Here is a 23,776-nt window from a genome sequence, read left to right as displayed (position 1 = left end):
TTTCTGAAATGACTGCGATGCAAACGCCCGATTTCAGCCTGAGCCGCAACGGCTTCGGCAAGCTTGTCATGACCCTGGCCGACGGCACCGTGCATGAAGGCGTGGTGCCCGTGCGCGCCTTTCCCATCTCCGCCGCCGACGAGGGCTTGAGCCTGATGAGCACCGACGGCCGCGAGCTGGCATGGATCCCGCAGCCGGCAGCGCTGCCCGCGCCAATGCGTGCGCTGATCGACGCCGAACTCGGCGCGCGTGAATTCATGCCCGAGATCCGCAAGATCGTCGGCGTATCGACCTACGCCACGCCGAGCACGTGGACGGTGCAGACCGACCGTGGCCAGACCGACCTGGTGCTGCGCGGCGAAGAAGACATCCGCCGCCTGACCGGCACCACGCTGCTGATTTCCGACAGCCACGGCATCCACTACCTGATCCGCGATCTGCTGTCGCTGGACAAGCACAGCCGCAAGATCCTCGACCGGTTCCTGTAGGCCCGGTTCAACCGCTCAACCGTGCAGCCGTGCAGCCATTAATGCGGCGCCGGCTGTACGGCGGTCATCACCTCGTTGAGCAGGTTTTCGGCCTGCTTCCAGATTGCGGGCTGGTTGTAATCGCCCGCCGTGATGACGACCACCATGTCGAGGCCGGGCACGATCCACAGGCGCTGGCCGCCGTTGCCGATGCCACCGATCCAGGCGTATTCCGCGCCGCCCGCCACCACCTTGCCGAGCCACCACTGATAGCCGTACTGCAAGCCCATGCCCGTGTCGATGTGGGGCGCCGTTGATTCGGCAATCCAGTCGGCGGGCACGAGTTGCCGCCCATTCCATTGGCCGTGCTGCAGCACGAGCTGGCCGATGCGTGCCAGGTCTCGGGGCCGCAGGCGGACGCCAGCAAACGCCAGCGGGCGGCCGCGGTAGTCATCGACCCACTCCCAGTCGGTGATGCCCAGCGGTTCGAACAACTGCCTGCGCGCGTATTCCGGCAACGGCATGCCGACGCGCTCGGCCAGCACCTGCGCCAGGACCGCCGTGTTGCCGCCGTTGTAATTGAACTGCGACCCCGCCGGCGCAGCCATCGGCCGGTCAAACACGTAGTGCGCCTGAGACGTGTGCCAGAACAACCCGAACTCGTCGTTGTTGAACAGGCTCGTCGCACGCCATTCGTTCCAGGCCAGGCCGCTCGACATCGACAGCATCTGGGACAGCGTGATCGCCTCACGGCCATCGCGATTCAGCTCCGCCAGCCCCGGAAACAGCGACAGCACCGGCGTGTCGAGCGGCGGCGTCTTGCCCTGCCCCTGCGCAATGCCCCACAGCAGGCTCGTCACCGATTTGCTGATCGAGCGAACGTCGTGAAGCGTGCTGGCGTCGAACGTGCGCGTGGTGCGGAACAGGTCCTTCACGCGCTCGTCCTTGCCTGCACGATAGACCTCCGCGACCAGGCGTCCATGCCGCACCACGAGCAGGCTGTGGACATTGATATCGGCGTCGGCAACCTTGTTCAGGACGGCACAGAGCTTGCGGGCGTCGAAACCCGCCGCGGCCGGTTCTGCTTCGATTTGCCAGCCGTCGTTTAACGGGGTGGGCGCGTCGCAAGGTGCCGCCTGCGCGCTGCATAACGCGCAGGCCAACGCCAAAACGATGCCGATGCTGCGAAAGCGTTGCGTCATCCCAGCCCCCAGGTCGATGTGCCGCGAAGTATCGCAACCGGCACTTCAAGGCGCAAACCCGCTGCGACGAACGGTCGATTTGGCCGCCTGGGCCGCCTCGGCCGTAACGGATCGGCCATCCGGACGACCCTTCAGCCCGCGTCGGAACCCCGGCGCGCGTTACCATGTCGGACCATTCTTATTCACCAGCTACATCACAGGCACCTATGGTCACACGTCGAACCCTTCTTGCCTCCGCCTCGGTTACCGCCACGCTGGCGGCGCTCGGTATCACGCCCGAAGCGCTGGCCGCCGATCGCGTCAAGCTCGGCGATGCGGCACCGTTCTCTTTCGATGCGCTGATCGAGCGCGCCCGCGCGATGGCCGGCAAGCCGTACGCGCCGCCTGCCACGGCGCCGGCCGACATCCTGTCCAAGATCGACTACGAAGCGCACGGCAAGATCAAGTTCGACACCGCCCACGCGCTCTTTGCCGACGGCCCCGGCCAGTTTCCGGTGACGTTCTTCCACCTGGGCACGTTCTTCCGCGCGCCGGTGCGCATGCACGTGGTGGAAAAAGGCGCCGCACGCGAAATCGTCTACGACGAGTCGTACTTCGACATGCCGGCCGACAGCCCTGCGCGCAAACTGCCGCGCGGCAGCGGCTTTGCTGGTTTCCGCTTCCAGGAGAGCCGCCTGGGCGACCAGAAAAAGCTCGACTGGAAGAAGAACGATTGGGTCGCCTTCCTGGGCGCGTCGTACTTCCGCGCCATCGGCGAGCTGTATCAGTACGGACTTTCCGCACGCGGCATCGCGCTCGACGTGGCGCAGGCCGGCAAGCCCGAGGAGTTTCCCAATTTCACGCACGTGTGGTTCGACACGCCGGCAGACAACCGCGCCGATTCCGTAACGATCTACACGCTGCTCGACGGCCCGAGCATCACTGGCGCATACCGCTTCGTGATGCACCGCACGAAGGGCGTGGTGATGGACATCGACACGGCCATCTTCCTGCGCAAGGATGTCGACCGCTTCGGCATCGCGCCGGCCACGTCGATGTACTGGTTCTCGGAAACCGCCAAGGGCACCGCCACCGACTGGCGCCCCGAGGTGCACGACTCCGACGGCCTGGCTCTCTGGACCGGCAACGGCGAACGCATCTGGCGCCCGCTGAACGATCCGCCGCGCACGATGGCGTCTGCCTTTGGCGACAACAACCCGCGCGGCTTCGGCCTGCTGCAGCGCGACCGCGATTTCAACAACTACCAGGACGGCGTGCACTACGAGCGCCGCCCGAGCCTGTGGGTGGAGCCGCTGGAAGGCTGGGGCGAAGGCGCCGTGCAGTTGATTGAAATCCCGACCGACGACGAGATCCACGACAACATCGTCGCGATGTGGGTGCCGAAGGCACCGGCGCGTGCGGGCAGCCAGTATCGTCTGCGCTATCGCCTGCACTGGCTGGCCGATGAGCCGTATCCGACGCAACTGGCGCGCTGCGTGGCCACGCGCATGGGCAACGGCGGGCAGCCTGGCCAGCCGCGGCCGCGCGGCGTGCGCAAATTCATGGTCGAGTTCAAGGGCGGCCCGCTGGAGAAGCTACCGTTCGGCACCAAGCCGGAGGCCGTGCTCAGCACCTCGCGCGGCACGTTCTCGTATGTGTTTACCGAAGCCGTGCCGAACGGCGTGCCGGGGCACTGGCGCGCGCAGTTCGACCTGACGGTCGACGGGAAGGAACCGGTCGACATGCGGCTGTTTTTGCGTGTGGATGGCAAGCCGCTGTCGGAGACGTGGCTGTACCAGTACCACCCCACCCTCAAAACGTCGCAAGTGTATGAATAGAAAGAAAAATAGCCCTATTCTTGCGTGAGAGTGGGGGAGAGAAAACGCGCTGATGCGTCGCAATAAAATCAATGACTTGCGATGATGTTTTGAACACCATCCATCGCCCAACTTGAGCGTGTTGCACAGCGCCGTCCCCCAGGCTGGAGAGGCACAGATTCGATCATGGACAGCGCCAGCAAACATATCCAGCACTGGCTCTAAACCGGTAAGGCAGAACTTCTGGCAGCAGCGGTGGCAACCCACCCGAAGAGAGACCTGCCAATCGGAACAGTTCGAAGCATCCAGAAAACCGCCGGCCTGAAGTGAGGCCGGCGGTTTTTCGCAGAGGTGCCAAACCTGTCGCGTAACAACCTAGGAAGAAAAGCCATGCAATTCCCCATCGCGATTCACAAGGACGAGGGGAGCGTCTATGGCGTCACGGTGCCGGATATTCCCGGCGTGCACTCGTGGGGCGATACCGTCGATGAAGCCATCCGCAACACGCGGGAGGCCATCGCGGGTCATCTGCAGACACTGGCAGCGCTCGGCGAAGACGTAGACGTAACCTGCTCGACAATTGAAGACCTGACCAAGCAAGACGAGTACGCGGGCGCCATCTGGGCATTCGTTGAAATCGACGACGAGGAGCTTGACCGCACCCCGGAGCGCATCAACGTGTCACTCCCTCGCTTCGTGCTCAGAAAGCTGGATCGGTTTGCCGAGAAACGGCATGAAACACGCAGCGGGCTTCTGGCTCGCGCGGCCATGGAGCTGATGGCGCATGGGTAGGACGGGCGGCCGGTTGGTCGCCTTTTTTTTCTATCGCTGCGGAACAGAAGCGCGCTTAAGCTGATTGAAGCCTGCTGAACCAACCTTTGCCCGGCTTCGAGAAGAGCAGATACAACGCATAGACTTGGAGTCCAGCTTGAACTACTGAAAGCACGCCAAGCAGAGGCAGCCTTGAGAATTCACCTAGCAAAGTGTTTGGTAGCGACATTGCGCCGATCCCGCACAAGACAAGCAGTGCTATGCGAGCCCAGTTGCTTCCCGAGGAAATTTTGAAGATAAGCAGTGCCATTACGGCGACCGTGGAAGCTACAACGAAGATAGTGAATGAGGCCGGAGCCAAGACGGAAAGATACGAAAAATCCAGAGCCGCTTTCACAGCGCCGACAGCAAGTGATGACCACAGGAGATTCACTGCCGCTCGTACGGCTTGTGGCTTTTTAGCTTGAGCTTGCGCGTCCATACTGTCCCCTGCGAGTTCCTGCAATTAGCGCACCAAGATTTTTTTTGGTGAGCTTTTATGGCCCGTGATAGAGGGAGCGTCAATAGGCATTCGCCATGGCGCCCAAGCGCCCGCGCGCTGACTGACTTCGCGCGCGCGTCGGTGCAGATTTCGGATTTGATTAAGGCGGGGATGCAGAACGGGTGGAATGGGGCTCGCATCGCTGGCCGGGTTGGCGGCGGTGCGGGTCTTGGGCGCAGTCAGGACGCGCTGGGGCGCCTGCAGCCGCAGGGGCCAGCCCCACTGAAATCGAATACGGTCGTTACCATGCTCCACCCGCTGTCGCTGTTCTGGCCCCGCTCCAACGCGGCTCTTATCCCATTCTTGCAGATCAGTTAGCAGTTCTCCAAAGATAACAAATCATCGATGGTTTGCCTGCGACGAATTAGTCTGCATTTCGTGCCCTCGCACAGAACTTCAGCAGCAAGCGGTCTACTGTTGTAGTTCGATGACATCGATGCGCCATAGGCTCCGACATCGTGGAATACCAAGAGGTCACCAACCAGTGGCTCAGGAAAATCTCGGTCTTCAATCATGCCGCGGCTGTCCTGCGTAAATACGTCGCCAGCCTCACACAGCGGCCCTGCCACCGCAAATGTACCAACCGACCGAGACACGGCCGCATCTGAGCCATCAGCGGGCAACACGGAGATTTCGTGATAGCTGCCGTACATTGACGGGCGAACCAAATCGTTGAACCCCGCATCCACCAGTACAAAGCGGTGTTCCGGTGTCTGTTTGATCGCATGAACCGAAGCAACTAGAAGACCAGCCTCAGCCACGAGAAACCGTCCCGGCTCAATTTCCAGCCGAACTGCATGGCCAAGATGCCGCTCAACCTCGTAACGTGCATCGTTCCATAGCTGGAAATAGTGCGCTGCATCTACGCCAGCATCCCCTCGGCGACACGGAACCGAGAGTCCGCCCCCAGCGGAAATTGCATGAAAATCACAGTCAACCCGCTTTGCTACTTCGACCAGAGCTCCGCAGACTTGGGCGAGATGGGCATAGTCCACCCCGGAACCGATATGCATGTGCAAGCCTTCGAGACGCAATCCATATTTTCGGATCAGTGCAATTGCGCTAGCCACATCGGCATGCCAGATACCGTGCTTACTGTGGGGGCCGCCGGTGTTCGTCTTGTTGCTGTGACCGTGTCCAAAACCAGGATTTATGCGTATCCATACCGAATGGCCCGGCGCGTTGGCGCCCAGATACTCGAGCATATGCAGGGAACCAACATTGACGCTAATGCCATGTCGCAAGACTAACGCTAGCGTTTCCTTGTCCATCACATCAGCGGTAAATACCACGCCAGGCGGATCACTTCGAGCATCGAAGCCGGCCGCCAGACTACGTTCGATCTCCCCTGCGGAAACGGCGTCTACGACCGCCCCAAGCTCACGCATGAGCTTGAGTATGTGAACGTTCGAGTTGGCTTTCTGTGCATAGCGGATGACATCAAACTGCCGCAGCAACTCGACTCGCTCGCGAATCGTCTCGCTGCTGTATATCCAAAGAGGCGAACCATATTCGTTCACCAAGTCACGTACGGGGAGGTTCAAGTCTAGCGCTGCCATATACCAGCCATGATGGTCACTGTAGGTTTGATCATGACGCGATTGGCCGCGTAGGTAAAATATCGAAATGTCGCCACTCCATTCATTTCTGATATAGCCGGCTATGTCACTCACACACAGGCACGTGGACGTCTTTCGGGCGCTGATGACGGCCGGAAGCGTGACAAAGGCTGCAGAGCTTCTTGTCACCTCGCAGCCCACGGTGAGTCGGGAGCTCGCTCGCCTCGAGCAGGTCGTCGGGTTCAAACTTTTTGACCGGAGCAACGGAAGGCTCAGGCCCACCGCTGCGGCGCTGACACTATTTGATGAGGTTAAGCAGTTCTACGTTGGCCTTGAGCGCGTAGCTTCCACGGCGGCACATTTACGAGCTTTCAAGGGTGGCGGACTTTCTGTACTGACGCTGCCGATGTTCTTGCAGACCTTGCTGCCAGGTGCATGCCAACGGCTCTTTGCCGGGCGATCGGATGCCACACTGACAATTGAAGCGCAGGAATCCCCGTTTCTCGAAGAATGGCTCTGCGCACAGCGGTTCGATCTTGGTTTAACCGAACAGAGCAAGGCCCCGCCAGGCACTCGACTGGAGCCACTTCTTGAGATTGACGAGGTTTGTGTCTTGCATGATGGACACCCCTTGTTAGCCAAACGAAAGATCGCCCTTTCCGACTTCTCTGAGACCAATTTCATCAGTCTTTCACCAACCGATCCCTATCGCTTGCTGTGGGACGAAGCATTCTCTCGACAAGGCGTCGTTCGCAACCTACTAATCGAAGCACCAACTGCAGCCGCAGTTTGCAGCTTGGTTCAGAAGCGATTGGGAATCGCGATTGTGAATCCTCTCACCGCCATGGAGTTCGTCCCACAGGGGCTTCATGTTCGGCCATTGGCGACGTCGTTCCCTTTCCGCGTCAACTTGCTGTGCGCAGAACACCGACCGGCGAACCACCTCGCTGAACCCTTCATTCGTGCGCTGCGCGAAGAGGTCGCCTTGGCTAAATCTGCGCTGAAGAAAGTCATATCAGCGCCGTCAACGCAACCTCAAGCGCGCAAGGTGTAGCTGGGTTGTCTCGGGTGGACGCAACGGCAATTCGCAAATTGGAGGAAGACGAAAAGGGTCTGCAATCAATGCAGACCCTTGGCGGACGCAATCCATGGCCGTCATCAGCGAATCCGGCATGTACACCCTCGTCCTCCGCTGCCGAGACGCCGTAAAGCCCGGCACCGTCCCGCAGCGCTTCCGCAAGTGGGTCACGTCCATCGTCCTGCCCGCCATCCGCAAGACCGGCCAGTTCACCGGACAACCGTGCATCGACGCCGCGCCCGCCACCGCCCGCACACCCGCCGACCTCGCCAGCCTCTACCCCGCCGACGTCGAGCGCGCGCTGCAACTGCTCAACAAACACATCTACCAGGCAGATCGCTACACCGGCATGCTCATCGTCCTGCAGCACGACGACGCCAAAGAACCCGTCGCCATCTCCGCCGGCAGCTATCGGCACAAGCGCGCCCGCGCGCAGACTGACTTCGCGCGCGCGTCGGTGCAGATTTCGGATTTGATTGAGGCGGGGGTGTAGAACGAGTGGATGAGGCTCGCATCGCTGGCTGGGTTGGCGGCGGTGCGGGCTATTTGCAATGACGGCTATTGGCCGGGAGCGGTCATCGATGAAGGTGGTCAATTGACTCGCGATATGACTTTGATTCCCTCTCCAACTATGACCCACCCAACCTGACCACTAGGCGTTTCAACCTTGAGCGTTTCAAAGTCCTTGCCATGCCGGACCCGAAGTACTTGAATCGATTGAGAGGGCACTAGCGTCGCAACAACCGGATTGACCGCCGGATACTCATAAGGAGGCAATGAGTATAGCGAGGCGGGTGTATCTACTTCTGCCCGATATGTTCGGTCACCTAGCACATCAGCGCCCCAATACATACCAATTAGCAAGGAGAGAATGGCAACGGGAAGTAGAACGCGTTTAATCATGATGGCAGATACCCTATTGGAGTTGTCCAGTATCTCGCAACGTCCGCTTCTGGCCGGAAGCGGACGGGAGTGATGCCTGCGGTGATCGCCCTCAGCGGTGGCTAGGGAACAACTCACAACCTACGCTAGCCTATAACACTCCGCTCATGGCTCCGACACAAGGGTATTAGACGAGTCCAGCTCAACGATAGCCTTCACCTGCCGGAAAAGCGCATCAACGTCCGGAGCAGGGTCGACTCCTCGCAGTCGACCAAACAGTGATTGTTCGGCAACCACGAAGCATGACCAAACAACATTGCTGTCGTGAGCAACGTTGTCCGAAGCCGCTGCCGCAGCGTGGTCTTGCACGCTACCACAGCCGACCCAGAGCAAGTATGGCTTTCGCTGAACGACCAGACACCATCCCCAATCTTCAGGAATAGCCTCTTCCACAAGGCGGCCTTCCGCGAACAGACGGTCACGTAGCCATCGAGCAACTTGCCGACCGTAGCATGAAGGATTCGTTTGCTCATCTTCGCCCGGCTCTATCTCGAACCGGGTTGAGCGAAACCAGAATTGCCGTGGGTTCATCGGTTTGCTCTATCGCGCTCCAGCAAAGCTTCGATAATTAGACCACTGCGGGTCCTTTTCCAGCGAAATAGTGATGGGCAAACGCGGCTTGCCCTGGAGCGTCTTGTTAAGTACCCGCATGAATTCGTCATGTGAGCGGGCGAGGAAGTGCCACTGAACCTTTCCCTCCCCCGTCACTGCCGCTGCAAGCACAGCGGTTCGCTCCCACTCTTCCGCAGCCTGCAAGGAATCTTCAAATGCGTAGTGCTGCTCTGACTCGCTCTTGGTCGGCATACCGCCGGGGCTGCCGCTAGGCCACGAAATGACGACAAGAGAGGCAAACGAGGCCTTCTGGACCCAAGTAGGCAGATCACTGCGATAGCGGACGATCCGCCGCACATTTCCAGCGGAGTCTTTTGCAGCCAGCACTTCCCACGCTTTCTCCTCCGGAGCAGCAGAGGCGGCCGTACAAGCTGCGAAAGCAAGAGTGACCGTCAGCCATTTCAAAATGCCCATTGAATTGACGCTTGGTTTGTTAGATGACGGAAGCAGTTGCCCGGGACTCCGTTTGCCAACGACTGCTGCCGCCCGCGCACGCCTTGATCGTGAGCGCATCGCGGAACCTATGGCAAAAGATCGGGATTCTCTCGCCCCCATTTACTGAGCGACGCCCACAAATCGGCAACACGCTCCATGGACCTCACGCCCTCTTCATCAAACCGGCAATGATCGCCGGTTCCGATCTGCCGGAACTCGTAGTCACCGCGCTCGCCGCGCCCGCAGTATTCGTAAGGGTGGATGAACGGGTAACGAAGGTCTTCGTCTTCGTAATAAATATCAAAATACACCCGACCTACAATCAACTCGTCTGGTTCGACCATTCACCAGCTCCTCTGAGCGGTCCGTGAAGGACAACGCACGGAATCTATCAGAGTAAAGGGATTTCTTTGCGCGCTCGTTGCCGCATATTCGGAACCGTCACATTCACATATCCTAGATACTGTCTAACCAGCTGATTTCGAGGCTCAGTTGATTTTCGTCGGATGACGGCCATGTCCAATATCAAAAAAGCACCTCGCTTGGTGCTGTTGTGTGCAGGCGCTCTTGCCATGGCGGATATCTCGCTGGCCCTCCATGCAGTGACTGGGGGCGCTGAATCGTTCCGTTTGGCAAGCGGCATCGGCGCAGGTCTGCTTCAGATAGGCTCTGTGGGCTTTGTTTGGATGTGGTCGACCTATCGACCCGAGCCGCCGGAAAGTATGACTGAATACATCTGGAGCAAAAACAAGCGCCTTTCGCTGCTTGGAACTGCCGTTTGGTGCGCTGTCATCTCGCTCTCGATGCTTTGGCCCACGTGAGCGACTGCAATTGGCCGGAAGCGGTCGCTGACCCGAACATTCAGTTCAGCGGCGCGCTTGTATGATAGCCACCCAGAAGCGGCGCGTGAGATGTCGTACAGCAGCCAATGAAGCTGCCCCCTTCAGCGAGCCCAATCGCTGTTTCTCTCGTTGCATCTGGAAACCATGCCCCTATCGTGCCCAGCAGATATTGCTCAGACCACTCCGACGGGCGGCTCTGTTGCGATTGCAATATCTGAGGGCTATGCGTTTGGCGAAGTTCTGGACTGCGTCTTGATGCGGCGTGGTTCTAATCATGTTTATGGGCTCCGATTCGCAGATGGTCGCCGAGCTGTCGCTCGGCTGTGCGCTCGCCGTCCTCGCGGCGCACCCAACACGGAGTACGAGGCGGCACTCCTTAATCATCTCAAAGCCGCCGGGGCGGCGGTAGCCGATTCATTGCTGACTCGAGATGGTGCCGCTGCAATTTCGATGGCCTTGCCAGAGGGTGCGCGCCCCATGATGCTGTTTGAGCACCTGGATGGGAACCCGCCAGGCGAAAACGTAGTAGACATCGAATCGACCGGCCGGGGCTTGCCCTACTGTACAACGCTGGTCAGGAATACAACGGCCCGGTCAGCCGCTACCAGTTGGAACTGCCGCTATTGCTCGACCAGTCGCTCCATCGATTGTGTTCTGCACCGACGGTGAGTGAGGAGCTGCGATCCACGTTTATCACTATCGCGGGCAGACTGAGCGTGTGGCTGCGATTCCAGACCTTACTTGCGTGAACTGCCATGGCGATTGCCACGGGAGCAACAATTTCATGACCGACGGCTCTGGCGGGACGCGCATCGCGTCGTTCTTCGATTTTGACGACGCAGGTCCCGGCTGGCTGGCCCACGAACTTGCTGTTTACCTTTGGGCCATGTTGCAACGTACCGCCAGTGCGGAGCCAGACACTGCAACGCGTGAACGCTGGCTTCGCTATATCGCTGGTTATCGCAGCGTCCGGAAGATTGGCGACGCGGATTTCGCCGCCATCGCACTCTTCGTCATCGTGCGCCATTTCTGGCTGATGGGTGAATATGCCGGACGCATTGATGTGTGGGGGACGCAAGCAATGCCTACGACCTGGCTACAAAAACAAGTCGATTTGCTTACAGCGTGGGAATCGATGCAAACGCCGAAATGAACCGGCTGAATTGCTGCCGCATGGAAAGTCACGCCAAGCTTGCCTGACGCGAGTTGGCCATCGTTCACGGTAGCATCTTGTCGCAAGTTGCCAACCCCTTCCCCCACTCCCGTAGCGAAGCCTCGGCAGCAAGCCCACTGCGAAGTGTCCCTCACCAGCCTAGCGAGTGAATCGCGCCATCGAAATATCAGCGACATATGACCCCTCGGGTATCCAAATTTGTCGTAGCCTTACTACTCGCGGCTGTCGCCCTGCTCGCGGTGCTATGCGTTCGGAGGTCGTCATATATGCGTCAACGCGCGTTCGTGGAGCACAGCAGTATTTCCGATGCTGAGGCACGGCACCCGGAGATGAAAACGGCATTCGACGCCATCGCCGCTTGCGAGGAACGTCGTGAGCGCGGTGCAGACCGCTCTCCAATTACGACCGCGTTTTGCATTTCGACTGTTCGGGACCGCGCGGTGGCGCTGCAGAAGCCGGATACGGTCGAAGCCTTTTGACGAGCTGACGCGCGAAATTGATAGCAAAGTGAAAGCAATCGAGGCTCCGCTTCCACTTCACATCATTCTCTGAATTCAAATGTGAAGAGTGGTGCGGGTACTAAGCCGTCCGCTTCTGGCCGGAAGCAGACGCTTATGGGTACATCGACCAGTAATTTGGTCAGCTTACACCTGCGTCCGCACACTTGAACCCGCGCAGCATACTCAGCGCTTTCCATGCTTTCCACGCACGTGAAAGGTTGAATATCGCTAAAAGCAATGCTCCGAAGAATAGTATCGACGCCCCGACATCAAAGTCCCACTCCCCAACGCCAAATAGAGGCATTACATATATCGGGTTAAGCGCGATCAGCGAGATACAAAGAGCCGCATACCAAACGCTCAACAATGGAGAGCGAATACCCGCTATCGCGCCTTTGTCGTGATCTACCCAGCCCATTAGCGTTTGCCAGTTGCCTGGCTCCCTGAGCAGAGCCGTGACGGTCATGCCCTTGTGGATGTTGACCTTGCCCCAAATGGTCACGGCATATTCATGCTTACCTTTGGCAGTGAAGTTGAACGAAGTCGTTTCGGGGACGTATCGCGAAGCGGGGCGGTACAAGATCTGCGAGACGTCGTCGAACGTCACGGTTATGAGTTGTGGATTCATAGTCCTCTCAAATTGTTTAGGCACCGCGCCCCGGCAACGTTTCCTTATCGCCACCACTGGCAAGACGCGGACGTCCGCGCTGGCCCGATCTGTTGACCCCTTAGGGCTGAACACAAACACCCGCCCCCGCAAGCGCACGCTCGCGCGCCTGAAGATACCTCAATTTCTCCCCATCCCGCTCTGCCCCGGCGAAGAGATCGACAAGATCCGCCGCATCCTCTCCAGATAGCTCACATCGGCCGGTGGCTCCATCGCCCACGCGGGCGCCGGGCTCATCTTCACCTGCGCCGGCACCGGCGTCGGGCTGGCAACGGGCGCGCACTGACATCCGTACATCACCTGCAGCAAGAGCGCGCTGCAGACGCGTGTTTTCAGCGGTGGCACGTTGCATCTCCGAGAAATGGGTACGGTCGAGCGCGTCGAGCTGGTCGGTAAGCTGCCGGTGTTTGTCGATGGCAGCCTGCAGGGCGGTCACGACGGTATCGACGGCGGCCTGGCGCTCGCTCTGGCGCCAGGGAATGAAGGCACAAGCGCAACGCGAATTGATAGATGCCTACCGCGCTGCAGCAGCCATTCCGAGCAACCAACAGATCGTCAAGGCCAGGGTGCTGACCGGCGTAGGGATAGCGCTGTCGACCTTTGCGGCGGATGCCGCGAGTACCAGCACATCGCGTAAGCGCGCCTCGTAGCACTCAAGACGCACATACCGGTCGCCTTGTGAATGTCATGGTCGCGCACTGAGCGGGGATTTCCCCGCCTTTTTCATTACTGGTAGGACAGCGTCACCACCGCCAGCGCTGGCTCCGTCCCCGGCGCGCGCGACAAGGTCAGCGTGCCGTTGTTTGCCATGAGCAGGCTGGCCTTGAAACCGCCGTATTTGGCCAGGACGTCCGCCTTGCTGCGTGCATCGCCCACCCGCAGAGGCCTGAGCGACGATGCCCCACGCGCCTCCACCGACACATCGATCGGCACGGCCCGCACCGCCGTCGAGCGAAAGTCGAGCACCACCTGATCGCCGGACGCGGATGAACGCGCCTGCAAACCCTCGCCCGCGCCCGCCGCCTGCAGCGCTGGCTGCACACGGAACCCCGCCTCGACGATGGCGCCCGTGAAATAAATCACGCCGTCCTGGCTGCCGCCCGCAAGCGCCCCACTCGCTCCGACGGCCGCCGTGATGGCGACGGCCATTGCCTTGTAGACCCTGAACATAAGACCCCCGGATGCCCGCCCCTCGGGCGATGTTTCGCGTCTGGTCGCCTTCCGACGGACCGCCGCAATAGTTTTTTACGATTTTCATCGTCCTCCGGATCCATCTCACTGTGGATTGCGGGCATCCCTAATTGCGGGTCAGATAGAGGAACCTGCAGGTGCGCATCTCACGGCGCCGGCCACACCTCGAGCGCCTGCATCAACTGCTTGCCAAGCGGAATGCGTTTGGCCATATCGCCCTTGCGCGGCATGTCGATGTTCAGCGCAAACGCATAGACGCGCCCGGCACGCTCGACCCAGCCGACCCACCAACCGATCTCGGGCTGGTATTCGGTGGCGACGCCAGTCTTGGCATACAGCGCGGCATCGCCCTGCTGCTCGACCAACAGCATGCGGTGGACCATGTCCCACGTGCGCGGCTTTACCGGCAACTGCTTGAGCGCCATGCGGCTGGTGAAGCGCGCTTCTTCAAACGCGGAAATCTCCAGCGGGCCGCGCAGCCAGAACTGGTCGATCACGCTGCCGAGCTGGCGATTGCCGTAGTCGAACGCATCGACGTAGGCCTGCATGCGCTCAAACCCAACGCGGCGCGCGACCTCTTGATAGATCGGCACGGCCGACAGGCGAATCGCCTCGGGCAACGCCATGTCGTGTTCCCACTGCTTGTAAGGCTGCGGCTTGCCGCCGTAGGGCAGCACTTCCTGATCGTCGCGCACGGCCTCGGTGTCGAAGGCGATCAGGCTGTTCGGAATCTTGAACGTCGATGCCGGATGGATACGCCGCGCGGCGCGCGCCGGATCGACGACATACGTGCGGTCGGCGCTGATGTCCATCAGCACGAAGGTGCCGGAGACGCCGGCGTCGTCGAACACGCGCTTGAGGTCATTGCGCACGACCAGCTCGGCATGAGCGGTGGCGGTGCTTATTGCCAGCGCGCAGGCCACCACGGCAAACGCGAGGGTCTTCGAGCAGCGAGACAGCATGAGACAACTCCTTTGAGGTTGTGGGCGAATGCCGGCAGGCCTCGGCAGCCGCCAGCGCTGCGCATCGTAGGGGTCGACATGCGCCGCAGCCAGCGCCCCCGCCTTGCCGCACGTCACGCGCGTAACGCCTGTAACAGGCGGCTTGGCGCACAATGACGGCCACGCTTTCGCCTTGCCCACGCTGCCCGTATGACACCGCCCACGCTGCCGCCACTTCATGTGGAACTGACCACGCCGCAAACCGTCGACGGCCGGCGTGCGCCGTTCCAGAGCCTGTGGCTACTGGTGCGGCTGGCCTACGCCCATCGTCTGTCGCCGGAACAACCGCTGGTGCGGCTGGCCGACCTGCGCGGTGCCGTATCGGACGCCAGCACGCAACGCATGATGATCAGCCGCGCCTTTCGCGACTGGCAGAACTGGGGCGTGCAAGCCGGCTGGGGCGAACAACGCGACCGCGAGCCACGCTTTCTCAACGCAGACAAGCGTAGCCAGGGCCCGTTCTGGCTTACGCCCGAAGACGCGGCGCGCGTGACCTGCCTGGTGGAAGGACGGATTGCCGATGACACCGATGTGCGCGCCTTCCTCGGTATCGCCGCGCCGGAGGGCAGCCCGGATATCGGCGCTGAATCCAACGCCAGCGCGCTGTCCGGGCCCGCACCCGGCACGCCAAATCCGGCTTTCTGGCACGCTTTTCTGACGGCGCGCCACGCCATGCGCGAAGGCCGCCTGCTGCATGCGCTGAGCACCGGCACGAGCACCGGCACAAGCGCCTCCGACACCGAGCGCGGCGGCGCCCTGCTCGCCTTGCGCCACGCCGGCGACGCCGCAGACAACGACTTTCAGCGCGCCCTCGTCACCCTGGGCGAGGCAATGGCCGCGCGCCGGCTGGGCGACTCGACACGCGCCAGCGCCTTGCTCTCGCAACTGCGCGCGCACCGTCGGCAGCGTCATGTGCTGGGCAACGATTACCTCGCGGCCATGGAGCGCATCGTCACCGCATGGTGCGCGTATGACCGGCGCGACCTCGACCTTGCCGCGGGCCTGCTGGCGCGCCTGGCCGACGCCGAGCCCGGCCGCAGCCTGCTGCGCTATCACCCGCAGATCCGTTTCGAGTGGAACAACCTCAGCGCACTCATCGAGCGCGCCCGCCTGCTCTACGCCGACGCTGACGGCATTGCATCGGACGTACGCGCCCAGACCGCGCAGCGCATCGTCGCGCAGTTCGAAACCGCGCTGGCTGCCGCGCTGGAAAGCCAAGCCTCCGACGCCGTGCAGCAGGTTGCCGCCAACCTCGGCATGACGTGCTGGCTGCTGCGCGATGTGCTTGGCAACGCGGTGCATGCCGACGGCACGGTCGATGCCGTCCGTTGGCTGGCCATGAGCGAATGGCAGGCGCTTCGCAACGGCGGGCCGCTGCAATCGGCGTGGAACGCCATCGCGCTCATGCGCATTGCACGCGCCGACACAAGCCGCACTGCGCTGACGTTGAACGACCTGCGCACGCAGGCCGGGCCGTTTGCCGAAGCCTTTGACGCGCGCTACTGGCCCCAGCGCTGGACCGACGTGGCGACGCTGCGTCTGCGCGAGCACGACAGTGGCCGTCATCGCTATGGCCACGTCCAAGTGAGTGGCTTGCTGCTGGAGCTGGCGTGGTTTGCCCACGCAGACCGCGATCACGCCACCGCGCGCACGACAATGGAGCGCCTCTCGCAAACCATGCAAGACCTGGCGCCGCACGATCGCGCGTACTTCGTCCAGGCACTGAAGCAGCTGACGCAGATGGCGGAAACGCCTCCCTGAGCCGTACACCGAGCTGCACTCCCAGCAGATCGATGGATGGATAAATTCGTTGCATCCCTAACGATCTATCGCTAGACTGCCGCACATGTTTGATCACTGCCTGTACTTCAACACCACCGCGCTGGCGCGCTCCGTCGAACGCGAATGGGCGGCAGCGTACGCGCCGTTCGGCCTGACGCCGCCGCAAGGCTTTGTGCTGCGCGTGGTGCTCAAACGGCCCGGCGTGCTCAACCGCGAACTGGCCGAGGTGCTGGGCATTGCGCGGCCCACGGCCACGCGTCTTGTCGATGGCTTGGTCGCCAAGGGGCTGGTGGAGCGGCAGCCGTCCGCAGAGGATGGCCGCGAGTGGAACCTGTTCCCCACGGAAGCGGCCCGAGCAGTGGAAGCCGCGCTGCAGGCGGCCAGCGCCAAGGTGGCGCGGCGCTTGCGCGAGCACGTCGGCGCAAGCGCGTTCGACGATACGGTGCAGGCCATCCGCGACGTTCGGAGTGCACTAAACACGTAAGACAAACGGGGGCGGCCATGGCCGCCTTTTTGATCGGCAAATAGTTGCATCGCTACGCATATCAACCAGGAGCGCGCGCATGACTACCGTTCTCGTCACGGGCATCGAGCCGTTTGAATCCGACCCCACCAACCCTTCGTGGGACATCGCGCAGGCACTCGACGGCACGCAGGTGGACGGCGCGGTTATCGTGGCGCGGCAGCTGCCGTGCGTGTTTGGTCTCGCCAACGAACAATTGGTGGACGCTATCGAGGCAACATCGCCGACCCTGGTGTTCGCGCTCGGGTTGGCCAGCGGCCGAACGGAGATCTCGGTGGAGCGCGTGGCCATCAACGTGATCGACGCACGCATTCCGGACAACGCCGGCAATCAGCCCGTCGATACGCCTGTGTTGCCCGGTGGGCCGGCGGCGTACTTTTCCACGCTGCCGATCAAAGCGATCGTGCAAACGCTGCGCGAGGCCGGCGTGCCGGCAAGCGTGTCGCAAAGTGCCGGCACCTACAACTGCAACCACCTGTTCTACGGTTTGATGCACCACATCGCAACCCGCGCGCCGCACGTGCGCGGCGGCTTCATTCACGTGCCGACCACGCCCCAACTGGCGGCCCGGCATGCGGGCCGGCCCAGTCTGTCGATCGATACGCAAATTGAAGGGATTCGTCTGGCGGTGCGTACAGCGCTGGCCACGCGCGCAGATGTGAAGGTCAGCGGCGGGGCCGTCCACTGACACGTGAACCGCCGGGCCAGGCCCGACGCAATCAGGCAACCAGCGGCATGAGCAACATCCGCGCGGCCAGCTCCTGCCGAAACCCTTCAAAGGCCTGCATGGCCGAATCGGCGCCGCGCGCGGTGTTCTGCAAGCGGATGCCGGCAACTTGATGGATGCCCACCGTGGCAAACACGTACCGCAGATACGGCATCAGGAAATCGGTCTGCGCGTGGGCACCATCGAAGTTGCCGCCGGAGGCGGACACCACCAGCACCGTGCGATCGGTCAGCGTGCCGACCTTGCCTTTTGGCGTGCGGCGGAACGTGCGCTCGGGCCGCACCACCAGATCGATCCACGCCTTCAGCGCCGAAGGCACCGTGTAGTTGTGCACCGGTGTGGAGATCAGCACCGCGTCCGCCGCCTCCAGCTCGCCGATCAGCGTTTCCGACAGCGCAAGTTGCGCGCGATGCGCTGCGGTGCGCTCGGCGTCGGGCATGAGGCTGGCCTCGATAAAACCGGCATCGGGATGCGGCAGCGGCGTCGCCGCCAGGTCGCGCTCGATGATGCGCAGGCCGCCGGCGGCTTGCGCCAGTTGCGCAATCACGAACTGCGCACCGCGCCGACTGTGCGAGCGATCGTCACGGGCGCTCACGGCCACATGCAGCAGGGTTGTCATCGCGTTGCTCCAGGTTGCGTCTTCATGCCAAACCGCAAGGCGCCCGCGAGCAGCCCGTTGCGGTAATAAAAGCGATGGCCAAGCACGTTGGACAGCGGCGTGTCGAGCACCAGCCTTGCACAGCCCAGACGCTCCGCTTCGGCCTTGAGATGGTCCATCAGGACGTTGCCGAGGCCACTGCTGCGCAGCTTGGCATCGGTCACGAGATCGTCGACATACAGGAACGGCCCGTAGACGAGGTTTTCCTGCTGGCGATAGCCCGCCAGGGCAACCGGCGCGCCGTCACGCCAGACGGCGATGAGGCGATAGCCGTCTTCCACCTGCCGGCGCCAGCGCGCGGCCAGTTCATCTGCGTCGGCAAGGTGCGGCCGCAATTGATGCATGAGGGGAAAGCACGCACGCAGCGCGGCTTCGTCTTCGATGGGGCGGATGGCGTCCATGGTCATGCACCCTCCGCTGCTGCCGGGGCCGGCACCTGCGGCGCAAAACGCATCGCAACGGCAATGCGGTTCCACGCCTGGATGTTGGCGACGGCGGCGGTGAGAAAGGCAACTTCCGTCCGGGAAAAATGCTCGAGCACGGCATCGTATTCGTGGTCTTCCACGCCGTGACCGGCGGCGCGGGCCAACGTGGTCAGCGCTTCCGTCCAGGCCAGCGCGGCGCGCTCTCGCGGGGTGAAAACGGCCGGCGTGTCGCGCCAGACCGCCACCAGATCCAGCTTGGCCGGCGCCACACGCAGCTTGCGCGCGAGGTTCAGGTGAAACTGCACGCAAAACGCGCAGCCGTTGATTTGCGAGGCGCGCAGCTTGACGAGTTCGGTCAGCGGTTTTTCCAGCCCAGAGGCGTCCACCGCCTTGCTGAGCGCCTGCAACGCCGGCGTCACGCCGACGGCAGTATCGACAAATTCCGAGTAATCCATGCGCGGGGAAAGATCTTCCATGGCTGGCTCCTGAAGGGTTTCGGGTGGGAGGAGTGGTAATATCAGTGTTCGAACATCATATTCGAACTCTTACATCATGAGCAAGCGCACCCCTGTTGCGACCCAGGAACACGACCCATCCGCCAACGCGCCCGCCATTCCGGAGCCCGGCCAAGGCAAACGCGGCGAAGAGGGCTATCTCGGCTACCTGCTGCGCCAAGCCAGCGCCGCGCAGCGGTTGCGCATGGAGCGCGCCATGGCCGACATAGGCGTCACGCTGCCGCAATTCCTGGTGCTCACGATGCTCCGCGCCTACCCGGGCATCTCGAATGCCGACCTCGCCCGGCTGGCCATGCTGACGCCCCAGACGGTGAGCGTGATCGTCACCAACCTGGAGCGCAGCGGCGCCATCACCCGCCGGCCCCACGCCGTGCACGGCCGGATCCAGCACATCGACGTCACACCGGAAGGTTCCGACCTGCTCGCCGCATGCCGAGACCGCTCAGGCGGCATCGAGCAGGATCTGGTCAACGGGTTCACGCCGGAAGAAGAAGAGGTGGTGCGGCGCTGGCTGGTACACGTCGCCAAGCTCGGCAACGACAAACCTGCCGCCTGATCCGAGGCCGGTTTTTTTCCTGCCGCCGCCACGGATGTCCTTGACTTCTGGATGGCCGCCACTATCATGCGATGTATCTTACGATATATCTGATGATGCTCTTCAGGAGAACGGCAATGCGCGGATGGTTTGGACATCACCCCAGAATGTGGATTGAGAAACACTTCATGATGGGCCGGCACGGTCATGGCGGCCATGGTTTCGGGCGCGGCATGGGCGGCTTTGGCGGCCCCGGCGGCTACGGAGAAGGCGATGACGAGGGCGGCAGCCCCTGGCGTGGCCGACGGCTCAGTTCAGCCGATCTGCAACTGGTGCTGCTGGCGCTGCTGAAGGGCACCCCGCGCCACGGCTATGAGTTGATCAAGGCGGTGGAAGAGCACTCGCTTGGTTTCTACACGCCAAGCCCGGGCATGGTCTACCCGGCCCTGTCGTACCTCGAAGATCACGGTTTTGCTTCCGTCACCGTCGAAGGCAACAAGAAGCGCTACGGCATCACGCCCGAAGGCGAAGCTTGGCTGGCGGAGCGCCAGAACAGCGCCGACGCCATCCTCGCGCAGCTGCGCGCCATGGGTGAGCGCGTCAAGCGCATGAACGAAGCCATGGCCTTCGACCGCGAAACCGACAACGCCGCCGAATGGACGGACACAGGCCACGACCCGCTGCGCACCGCGCGCTGGCGCCTCAAGTTTGCCCTCATGGAAAAACGCTTCGCTTCGCGCGAAGAACAGCAACGCGTGGCAGACATCCTGCTACGTGCCCTCAAGGAAATCACCGGCGAGCGGTAAGCGGCCAGCAGCATCTGTTCAGCCGCCCCGGGCGATGTTCGGTCGCCCGGGCCACCGCGTCAGTCCAGTCGGTCCAGTCGGTTCATTCCGCAGCCATCTATGTTTGCCTTCAATCGCACACAAGGTCTCATGTCGCAGCTGCTCAGTTCTGTCAAACCCGCCACACGCCGCGTGCGTGTGCGCGCCATCCATACGTTGTCGCCCCGCATGCGCCGCGTGGTCTTTACCGGCGTGGCCGCCACGGATCTCGAGGATCTCGCCGAGGCGCCCCCCGCCGCCGCCATCAAGTTGATGTTTCCGCACGATCGCGCGGGCAGCGGCCGAACGCTCGGTCGGGCCTACACCATCCGCCGCTATCACGCGGCGCGCGGCGAACTCGAAATCGATTTCGTCGTGCACGACGAAACGCCGGCAGCCCAGCACGGCCCTGCCGCACGCTGGCTCGAGCATGCCGCGCCCGGCGATGAAGTCGAATTTGCTGGCCCGAAGCGCGGTTTCCGTGCCGATCCAGCCGCACCTTGGACGCTGCTCATCGGCGACGAAACCGCGTTGCCTGCGATCTTCGCGATCCTGGAGACGCTGCCTGAGCACGCGCAGGTGCTCACCTACATCGCCATCGGCGACGCCCGCGCCCGGCTGCCGCTGGAAGGCGCCTTGGCCGCGCACCCGCGCAGCCGCAACATCCATTGGGTGGAAAGCGATACGGCGCACGCCGGCGCCATGATGGTTGGAGCGCTCAGCGCGCAAGCCATGCCGGCCGGCACGCCGCAGGTGTTCCTGGCCGGCGAGGCGTCGTTGCTCAAGCAGGTGCGCACGCTGCTCGAAGGCGCCTGGGCCGTCCCGCATGACGCCATCGACGCCAAGGGCTACTGGACAGCCGGCCTCTCGCGCGAAGAACGCAAGGCGAGCGAGGCGCGCTGATCTTCGCGTCGCGTCAGGTCGCGACTTCTGCCTGGGGTGTGGTGCCTGTGGTGCCCCTCACCCACTCGCGCAACAGGCGCTGCCCGTGCAGCAGCGCCGCGTCCATCGCTTCGCGCGGCGAGCCGAAGGTGCATCCGGGCCGCACCGGCTGCGAGCCCGACAACGATTGCCCTTCGGCCCCGCGAAACACGACCTCCACGCGTGCCTCCCAGCCCCGCCCGCCGGCGGGCACCACGCGCGGGACGATTTCAACGTCTCCACAGATCTTGTGCACTCGTTCCTCCATCTGCAGCGCCTGAACGGCGCATTGCCAGCAACGTAGCAACGGCCATGCCAATCTGCGCCGCGCCCGGAATTTGATCCAGATCAACTCGCGGCGCCGGCATCACCTTTAGGCCGCCCGCAGCATGCCGATGCAAAGAAGGACAGCGAGCCTTTCAGGCTCACGCCTCCTTCCGATACTCCGCGCCCACGAAGCGCGGCACCACCATGCGCAAGAACCTGCCGGTCACCCAAGCCGAAACCGCCCTCAACCCGACGGACTACCTCATCTCCCGCACCGATCTCAAAGGCCGCATCGTCTTCGCCAATCCGGCGTTCGTGCGCATCAGCGGCTACTCGCAGGAAGAGCTGGTCGGTGCGCCCCACAATCTCGTGCGCCACCCCGACATGCCCGAAGCCGCCTTCGCGGATTTGTGGGCCACGCTGCAAGCCGGCAAGGCGTGGCGCGGCTTCGTCAAGAACCGCCGCAAGGACGGCGGCTTCTACTGGGTGCTGGCCAACGTGACGCCGGTGTTTCAGAACAACGTGGTGGTCGGCTATACGTCGGTGCGCTCCATGGCGACGCCTGCGCAGATCGCGCGCGCGCAACGCGCTTATACCGCCATCAATGAAGGCGACGCGTCGTACACCGTGCGCGCGGGCCGCATTCTGCGCACGGGATGGCGGCGCGCCGTCAATCTGTTCCAGATCGACAGCCTGCGCTTCAAGGTGATCGGGCTGCAAACGCTGATTGCATCGGCCATCCTGATCGGCACGGTGTGGGCGCACATCGCCCTGGAAGCGGCCGATCTGCATGGCGCAGCGTGGCTCGTCTTCAGCCGCGACTGGCTGTGGCTCACCGGCGTGGGTTGCGCCGGGCTGGCGACGATGTCAGGCGTGCTGCTTGCACGCACGCTGATCCGACCGCTGGAAGAAGCCGCCACGCTTGCCACGCGACTGGCCGCCGGCGACCTGACCACCGTGGTCGAAGTCCGCTCCAGCGACGAGCTGGGCGAAGTCATGCGCGCCATGGGCACCATGCGCGCAAGCCTGTCGTCGATCGTGCGCGACATCCAAGACGGCGCCGCCAACGTCGCGCACAGCACGCTGCAGATTTCCGCGGGCAACCATGACCTCTCCGCCCGTACCGAGCAGCAGGCCGCCGCGCTGGAAGAAACCGCATCCAGCATGGAGGAGCTGACATCGATGGTCGCGCAGAATGCCGACCACGCCCGTGCCGCCAGCGCCCTTGCCGAAGAGGCCTCGACGATCGCGGCCGACGGCGGCCAGGTCGTGCAGCGCGTGGTGCAAACCATGGACGCCATCCGCGCCGACAGCCAGCGCGTGACCGAGATCATCGCCACCATCGAGAGCATCGCGTTCCAGACCAACATCCTTGCGCTCAACGCCGCGGTGGAAGCCGCTCGCGCGGGCGAAGAAGGCCGGGGCTTTGCAGTCGTTGCCGGCGAGGTGCGCAGCCTGGCCCAACGCAGCGCGCAGGCCGCCGCACAGAGCAAGGAGATCATCCGCGCATCCGACCAGTCCGTGCGCGACGGCGTTGATCTCGTCCACAAGGCGGGCGCCACCATGACGCAGATCGTGCAATCGGTGCAGACCGTCACGCAGCTCATGTCGGAAATCTCCGCCAGCTCGCGCGAGCAGAGCAGCGGCATTGCGCAGATCAACGCGTCGGTTTCGCAGCTCGATGGGGTCACGCAGCAGAACGCCACGCTGGTGGAAGAAGCGGCAGCCGCCACGTCGGTGCTGGCCCGCCAGTCGGAAGACCTGAAGCACGCCATCGCCGTGTTCCGCGCGTAGCGCCGCGGCGGCAGCGGCAGCGCTGCC

Annotated in this window: 29 protein-coding genes; 16 read left to right on the top strand and 13 right to left on the bottom strand. The window is 62.6% G+C overall.

Annotated features, from left to right (window positions below; translation table 11 throughout):
* Window positions 1-17 precede the first annotated feature (17 nt).
* Window positions 18-488 (top strand): cyanophycin metabolism-associated DUF1854 family protein, encoded by a 471-nt coding sequence (locus tag R2676_RS05265; RefSeq protein ID WP_206273156.1) that lies wholly within the window; start codon window positions 18-20, stop codon window positions 486-488.
* Between the two features lie 38 nt (window positions 489-526).
* On the opposite strand, the gene R2676_RS05260 is transcribed toward R2676_RS05265, so the two are convergent.
* Complete coding sequence (locus R2676_RS05260; RefSeq protein WP_206273036.1) at window positions 527-1,669, bottom strand: serine hydrolase domain-containing protein; 1,143 nt, start codon at window positions 1,667-1,669, stop codon at window positions 527-529.
* A 206-nt stretch (window positions 1,670-1,875) separates the two neighbouring features.
* On the opposite strand from R2676_RS05260, the gene R2676_RS05255 reads away from it, so the two are divergent.
* Both R2676_RS05255 and R2676_RS05250 read left to right on the top strand, forming a co-directional pair.
* Entirely contained in the window at window positions 1,876-3,486 is a 1,611-nt protein-coding gene (locus tag R2676_RS05255; protein WP_206273034.1) for a glucan biosynthesis protein, read from the top strand.
* Between the two features lie 369 nt (window positions 3,487-3,855).
* Window positions 3,856-4,257: a type II toxin-antitoxin system HicB family antitoxin gene (locus R2676_RS05250; RefSeq protein ID WP_206273032.1), complete on the top strand. Its 402-nt coding sequence runs from the start codon at window positions 3,856-3,858 to the stop codon at window positions 4,255-4,257.
* 55 nt (window positions 4,258-4,312) lie between these two features.
* Here R2676_RS05250 and R2676_RS05245 read toward each other — a convergent pair whose 3' ends face one another.
* Window positions 4,313-4,717: a hypothetical protein gene (locus tag R2676_RS05245; RefSeq protein ID WP_206273030.1), complete on the bottom strand. Its 405-nt coding sequence runs from the start codon at window positions 4,715-4,717 to the stop codon at window positions 4,313-4,315.
* A 374-nt stretch (window positions 4,718-5,091) separates the two neighbouring features.
* Window positions 5,092-6,336 carry a diaminopimelate decarboxylase gene (gene lysA, locus R2676_RS05240; protein WP_206273154.1) on the bottom strand — a complete coding sequence of 415 codons (1,245 nt, stop codon included), beginning with the start codon at window positions 6,334-6,336 and terminating at the stop codon, window positions 5,092-5,094.
* A 103-nt stretch (window positions 6,337-6,439) separates the two neighbouring features.
* Here lysA and R2676_RS05235 point away from each other — a divergent pair, with 103 nt between their 5' ends.
* Window positions 6,440-7,390 carry a LysR family transcriptional regulator gene (locus tag R2676_RS05235; RefSeq protein ID WP_206273028.1) on the top strand — a complete coding sequence of 317 codons (951 nt, stop codon included), beginning with the start codon at window positions 6,440-6,442 and terminating at the stop codon, window positions 7,388-7,390.
* A gap of 37 nt (window positions 7,391-7,427) precedes the next feature.
* Window positions 7,428-7,907, top strand: coding sequence for a BRO-N domain-containing protein (locus R2676_RS05230; protein ID WP_410482516.1), 480 nt, complete (start codon window positions 7,428-7,430; stop codon window positions 7,905-7,907).
* Window positions 7,908-8,896: 989 nt separating this feature from the next.
* Here R2676_RS05230 and R2676_RS05225 read toward each other — a convergent pair.
* A complete protein-coding gene (locus R2676_RS05225) occupies window positions 8,897-9,382 on the bottom strand; it encodes a DUF695 domain-containing protein (RefSeq protein ID WP_206273026.1) in 486 nt (161 codons plus the stop codon).
* A 107-nt stretch (window positions 9,383-9,489) separates the two neighbouring features.
* Window positions 9,490-9,747 (bottom strand): hypothetical protein, encoded by a 258-nt coding sequence (locus R2676_RS05220; protein ID WP_206273025.1) that lies wholly within the window; start codon window positions 9,745-9,747, stop codon window positions 9,490-9,492.
* A 171-nt stretch (window positions 9,748-9,918) separates the two neighbouring features.
* Here R2676_RS05220 and R2676_RS05215 point away from each other — a divergent pair, with 171 nt between their 5' ends.
* The 3 genes from R2676_RS05215 to R2676_RS05205 all read left to right on the top strand — a co-directional run bounded on the left by R2676_RS05215 (window position 9,919) and on the right by R2676_RS05205 (window position 11,898).
* Entirely contained in the window at window positions 9,919-10,224 is a 306-nt protein-coding gene (locus R2676_RS05215) for a hypothetical protein (RefSeq protein ID WP_206273023.1), read from the top strand.
* An 805-nt stretch (window positions 10,225-11,029) separates the two neighbouring features.
* Window positions 11,030-11,398, top strand: a complete 369-nt coding sequence (locus tag R2676_RS05210; RefSeq protein ID WP_316856852.1) for a phosphotransferase — start codon at window positions 11,030-11,032, stop codon at window positions 11,396-11,398.
* A 287-nt stretch (window positions 11,399-11,685) separates the two neighbouring features.
* Window positions 11,686-11,898, top strand: coding sequence for a hypothetical protein (locus R2676_RS05205; RefSeq protein ID WP_206273021.1), 213 nt, complete (start codon window positions 11,686-11,688; stop codon window positions 11,896-11,898).
* 160 nt (window positions 11,899-12,058) lie between these two features.
* Here R2676_RS05205 and R2676_RS05200 read toward each other — a convergent pair whose 3' ends face one another.
* Both R2676_RS05200 and R2676_RS05195 read right to left on the bottom strand, forming a co-directional pair.
* On the bottom strand, window positions 12,059-12,547 hold the full coding sequence (locus R2676_RS05200) for a hypothetical protein (protein WP_206273020.1): 489 nt from the start codon (window positions 12,545-12,547) through the stop codon (window positions 12,059-12,061).
* 100 nt (window positions 12,548-12,647) lie between these two features.
* Window positions 12,648-13,067 carry a lysis system i-spanin subunit Rz gene (locus tag R2676_RS05195; protein WP_316887235.1) on the bottom strand — a complete coding sequence of 140 codons (420 nt, stop codon included), beginning with the start codon at window positions 13,065-13,067 and terminating at the stop codon, window positions 12,648-12,650.
* On the opposite strand from R2676_RS05195, the gene R2676_RS05190 reads away from it, so the two are divergent.
* The gene (locus R2676_RS05190) at window positions 13,066-13,236 is read left to right on the top strand and encodes a hypothetical protein (protein ID WP_316856854.1); all 171 of its coding nucleotides are present in this window, start codon (window positions 13,066-13,068) and stop codon (window positions 13,234-13,236) included. The two genes, R2676_RS05195 and R2676_RS05190, sit on opposite strands and share 2 nt — an antisense overlap.
* A 76-nt stretch (window positions 13,237-13,312) precedes the next feature.
* Here R2676_RS05190 and R2676_RS05185 read toward each other — a convergent pair whose 3' ends face one another.
* Window positions 13,313-13,756: a hypothetical protein gene (locus tag R2676_RS05185; RefSeq protein ID WP_206273018.1), complete on the bottom strand. Its 444-nt coding sequence runs from the start codon at window positions 13,754-13,756 to the stop codon at window positions 13,313-13,315.
* 167 nt (window positions 13,757-13,923) lie between these two features.
* A complete protein-coding gene (gene blaOXA / locus R2676_RS05180) occupies window positions 13,924-14,739 on the bottom strand; it encodes an OXA-60 family carbapenem-hydrolyzing class D beta-lactamase (RefSeq protein ID WP_206273017.1) in 816 nt (271 codons plus the stop codon).
* A gap of 189 nt (window positions 14,740-14,928) precedes the next feature.
* Here blaOXA and R2676_RS05175 point away from each other — a divergent pair, with 189 nt between their 5' ends.
* The 3 genes from R2676_RS05175 (at window position 14,929) to pcp (ending at window position 17,771) form a co-directional block, all read left to right on the top strand.
* Window positions 14,929-16,539, top strand: coding sequence for a hypothetical protein (locus R2676_RS05175; RefSeq protein ID WP_206273016.1), 1,611 nt, complete (start codon window positions 14,929-14,931; stop codon window positions 16,537-16,539).
* Window positions 16,540-16,624: 85 nt separating this feature from the next.
* Complete coding sequence (locus tag R2676_RS05170) at window positions 16,625-17,044, top strand: MarR family winged helix-turn-helix transcriptional regulator (protein ID WP_027679426.1); 420 nt, start codon at window positions 16,625-16,627, stop codon at window positions 17,042-17,044.
* A gap of 79 nt (window positions 17,045-17,123) precedes the next feature.
* Window positions 17,124-17,771, top strand: coding sequence for a pyroglutamyl-peptidase I (gene pcp / locus R2676_RS05165; RefSeq protein WP_206273015.1), 648 nt, complete (start codon window positions 17,124-17,126; stop codon window positions 17,769-17,771).
* Between the two features lie 31 nt (window positions 17,772-17,802).
* Here the strand turns inward: pcp and R2676_RS05160 are convergent, their stop codons facing one another.
* From R2676_RS05160 to R2676_RS05150, 3 genes are read right to left on the bottom strand one after another with little or no spacing between them, the layout of a single operon-like run.
* Window positions 17,803-18,429, bottom strand: a complete 627-nt coding sequence (locus R2676_RS05160; protein WP_206273014.1) for an FMN-dependent NADH-azoreductase — start codon at window positions 18,427-18,429, stop codon at window positions 17,803-17,805.
* Window positions 18,426-18,875, bottom strand: a complete 450-nt coding sequence (locus tag R2676_RS05155; RefSeq protein WP_206273012.1) for a GNAT family N-acetyltransferase — start codon at window positions 18,873-18,875, stop codon at window positions 18,426-18,428. Before R2676_RS05155 ends, R2676_RS05160 begins: the two co-directional genes overlap by 4 nt.
* A complete protein-coding gene (locus R2676_RS05150; RefSeq protein ID WP_206273011.1) occupies window positions 18,872-19,369 on the bottom strand; it encodes a carboxymuconolactone decarboxylase family protein in 498 nt (165 codons plus the stop codon). The genes R2676_RS05155 and R2676_RS05150 overlap by 4 nt, the downstream gene beginning before the upstream one ends.
* A gap of 76 nt (window positions 19,370-19,445) precedes the next feature.
* Here R2676_RS05150 and R2676_RS05145 point away from each other — a divergent pair, with 76 nt between their 5' ends.
* The 3 genes from R2676_RS05145 (at window position 19,446) to R2676_RS05135 (ending at window position 21,670) form a co-directional block, all read left to right on the top strand.
* The gene (locus R2676_RS05145) at window positions 19,446-19,964 is read left to right on the top strand and encodes a MarR family winged helix-turn-helix transcriptional regulator (protein ID WP_206273009.1); all 519 of its coding nucleotides are present in this window, start codon (window positions 19,446-19,448) and stop codon (window positions 19,962-19,964) included.
* Window positions 19,965-20,080: 116 nt separating this feature from the next.
* Complete coding sequence (locus tag R2676_RS05140; RefSeq protein WP_027679432.1) at window positions 20,081-20,749, top strand: PadR family transcriptional regulator; 669 nt, start codon at window positions 20,081-20,083, stop codon at window positions 20,747-20,749.
* Between the two features lie 99 nt (window positions 20,750-20,848).
* A complete protein-coding gene (locus R2676_RS05135; protein ID WP_206273007.1) occupies window positions 20,849-21,670 on the top strand; it encodes a siderophore-interacting protein in 822 nt (273 codons plus the stop codon).
* Window positions 21,671-21,683: 13 nt separating this feature from the next.
* Here the strand turns inward: R2676_RS05135 and R2676_RS05130 are convergent, their stop codons facing one another.
* Window positions 21,684-21,944 carry a hypothetical protein gene (locus R2676_RS05130; protein WP_206273153.1) on the bottom strand — a complete coding sequence of 87 codons (261 nt, stop codon included), beginning with the start codon at window positions 21,942-21,944 and terminating at the stop codon, window positions 21,684-21,686.
* A 215-nt stretch (window positions 21,945-22,159) separates the two neighbouring features.
* Between R2676_RS05130 and R2676_RS05125 the strand changes: the two genes are divergently transcribed.
* Window positions 22,160-23,749, top strand: a complete 1,590-nt coding sequence (locus R2676_RS05125; protein WP_206273005.1) for a methyl-accepting chemotaxis protein — start codon at window positions 22,160-22,162, stop codon at window positions 23,747-23,749.
* Window positions 23,750-23,776: the final 27 nt, after the last annotated feature.

The organism is Ralstonia flatus, from assembly GCF_958439105.1.
GTDB lineage: Bacteria > Pseudomonadota > Gammaproteobacteria > Burkholderiales > Burkholderiaceae > Ralstonia > Ralstonia flatus.
This window is presented reverse-complemented; position numbering and strand designations above follow the sequence as displayed.

Bases quoted from the DNA above. Each gene is read 5' to 3' on its own strand.
- pcp (WP_206273015.1), top strand. From the start codon at position 17,124: ATGACTACCGTTCTCGTCACGGGCATCGAGCCGTTTGAATCCGACCCC.
- R2676_RS05140 (WP_027679432.1), top strand. From the start codon at position 20,081: ATGCGCGGATGGTTTGGACATCACCCCAGAATGTGGATTGAGAAACAC.
- R2676_RS05215 (WP_206273023.1), top strand. From the start codon at position 9,919: ATGTCCAATATCAAAAAAGCACCTCGCTTGGTGCTGTTGTGTGCAGGC.
- R2676_RS05175 (WP_206273016.1), top strand. From the start codon at position 14,929: ATGACACCGCCCACGCTGCCGCCACTTCATGTGGAACTGACCACGCCG.
- R2676_RS05245 (WP_206273030.1), bottom strand. From the start codon at position 4,717: ATGGACGCGCAAGCTCAAGCTAAAAAGCCACAAGCCGTACGAGCGGCA.
- R2676_RS05190 (WP_316856854.1), top strand. From the start codon at position 13,066: ATGAAGGCACAAGCGCAACGCGAATTGATAGATGCCTACCGCGCTGCA.
- R2676_RS05125 (WP_206273005.1), top strand. From the start codon at position 22,160: ATGCGCAAGAACCTGCCGGTCACCCAAGCCGAAACCGCCCTCAACCCG.
- R2676_RS05145 (WP_206273009.1), top strand. From the start codon at position 19,446: ATGAGCAAGCGCACCCCTGTTGCGACCCAGGAACACGACCCATCCGCC.
- R2676_RS05150 (WP_206273011.1), bottom strand. From the start codon at position 19,369: ATGGAAGATCTTTCCCCGCGCATGGATTACTCGGAATTTGTCGATACT.
- R2676_RS05155 (WP_206273012.1), bottom strand. From the start codon at position 18,875: ATGACCATGGACGCCATCCGCCCCATCGAAGACGAAGCCGCGCTGCGT.
- R2676_RS05170 (WP_027679426.1), top strand. From the start codon at position 16,625: ATGTTTGATCACTGCCTGTACTTCAACACCACCGCGCTGGCGCGCTCC.
- R2676_RS05135 (WP_206273007.1), top strand. From the start codon at position 20,849: ATGTTTGCCTTCAATCGCACACAAGGTCTCATGTCGCAGCTGCTCAGT.
- R2676_RS05225 (WP_206273026.1), bottom strand. From the start codon at position 9,382: ATGGGCATTTTGAAATGGCTGACGGTCACTCTTGCTTTCGCAGCTTGT.
- R2676_RS05160 (WP_206273014.1), bottom strand. From the start codon at position 18,429: ATGACAACCCTGCTGCATGTGGCCGTGAGCGCCCGTGACGATCGCTCG.
- R2676_RS05255 (WP_206273034.1), top strand. From the start codon at position 1,876: ATGGTCACACGTCGAACCCTTCTTGCCTCCGCCTCGGTTACCGCCACG.
- lysA (WP_206273154.1), bottom strand. From the start codon at position 6,336: ATGGCAGCGCTAGACTTGAACCTCCCCGTACGTGACTTGGTGAACGAA.
- R2676_RS05260 (WP_206273036.1), bottom strand. From the start codon at position 1,669: ATGACGCAACGCTTTCGCAGCATCGGCATCGTTTTGGCGTTGGCCTGC.
- R2676_RS05200 (WP_206273020.1), bottom strand. From the start codon at position 12,547: ATGAATCCACAACTCATAACCGTGACGTTCGACGACGTCTCGCAGATC.
- R2676_RS05185 (WP_206273018.1), bottom strand. From the start codon at position 13,756: ATGTTCAGGGTCTACAAGGCAATGGCCGTCGCCATCACGGCGGCCGTC.
- R2676_RS05220 (WP_206273025.1), bottom strand. From the start codon at position 9,747: ATGGTCGAACCAGACGAGTTGATTGTAGGTCGGGTGTATTTTGATATT.
- R2676_RS05250 (WP_206273032.1), top strand. From the start codon at position 3,856: ATGCAATTCCCCATCGCGATTCACAAGGACGAGGGGAGCGTCTATGGC.
- R2676_RS05210 (WP_316856852.1), top strand. From the start codon at position 11,030: ATGACCGACGGCTCTGGCGGGACGCGCATCGCGTCGTTCTTCGATTTT.
- R2676_RS05205 (WP_206273021.1), top strand. From the start codon at position 11,686: ATGCGTCAACGCGCGTTCGTGGAGCACAGCAGTATTTCCGATGCTGAG.
- R2676_RS05235 (WP_206273028.1), top strand. From the start codon at position 6,440: ATGTCACTCACACACAGGCACGTGGACGTCTTTCGGGCGCTGATGACG.
- R2676_RS05265 (WP_206273156.1), top strand. From the start codon at position 18: ATGCAAACGCCCGATTTCAGCCTGAGCCGCAACGGCTTCGGCAAGCTT.
- blaOXA (WP_206273017.1), bottom strand. From the start codon at position 14,739: ATGCTGTCTCGCTGCTCGAAGACCCTCGCGTTTGCCGTGGTGGCCTGC.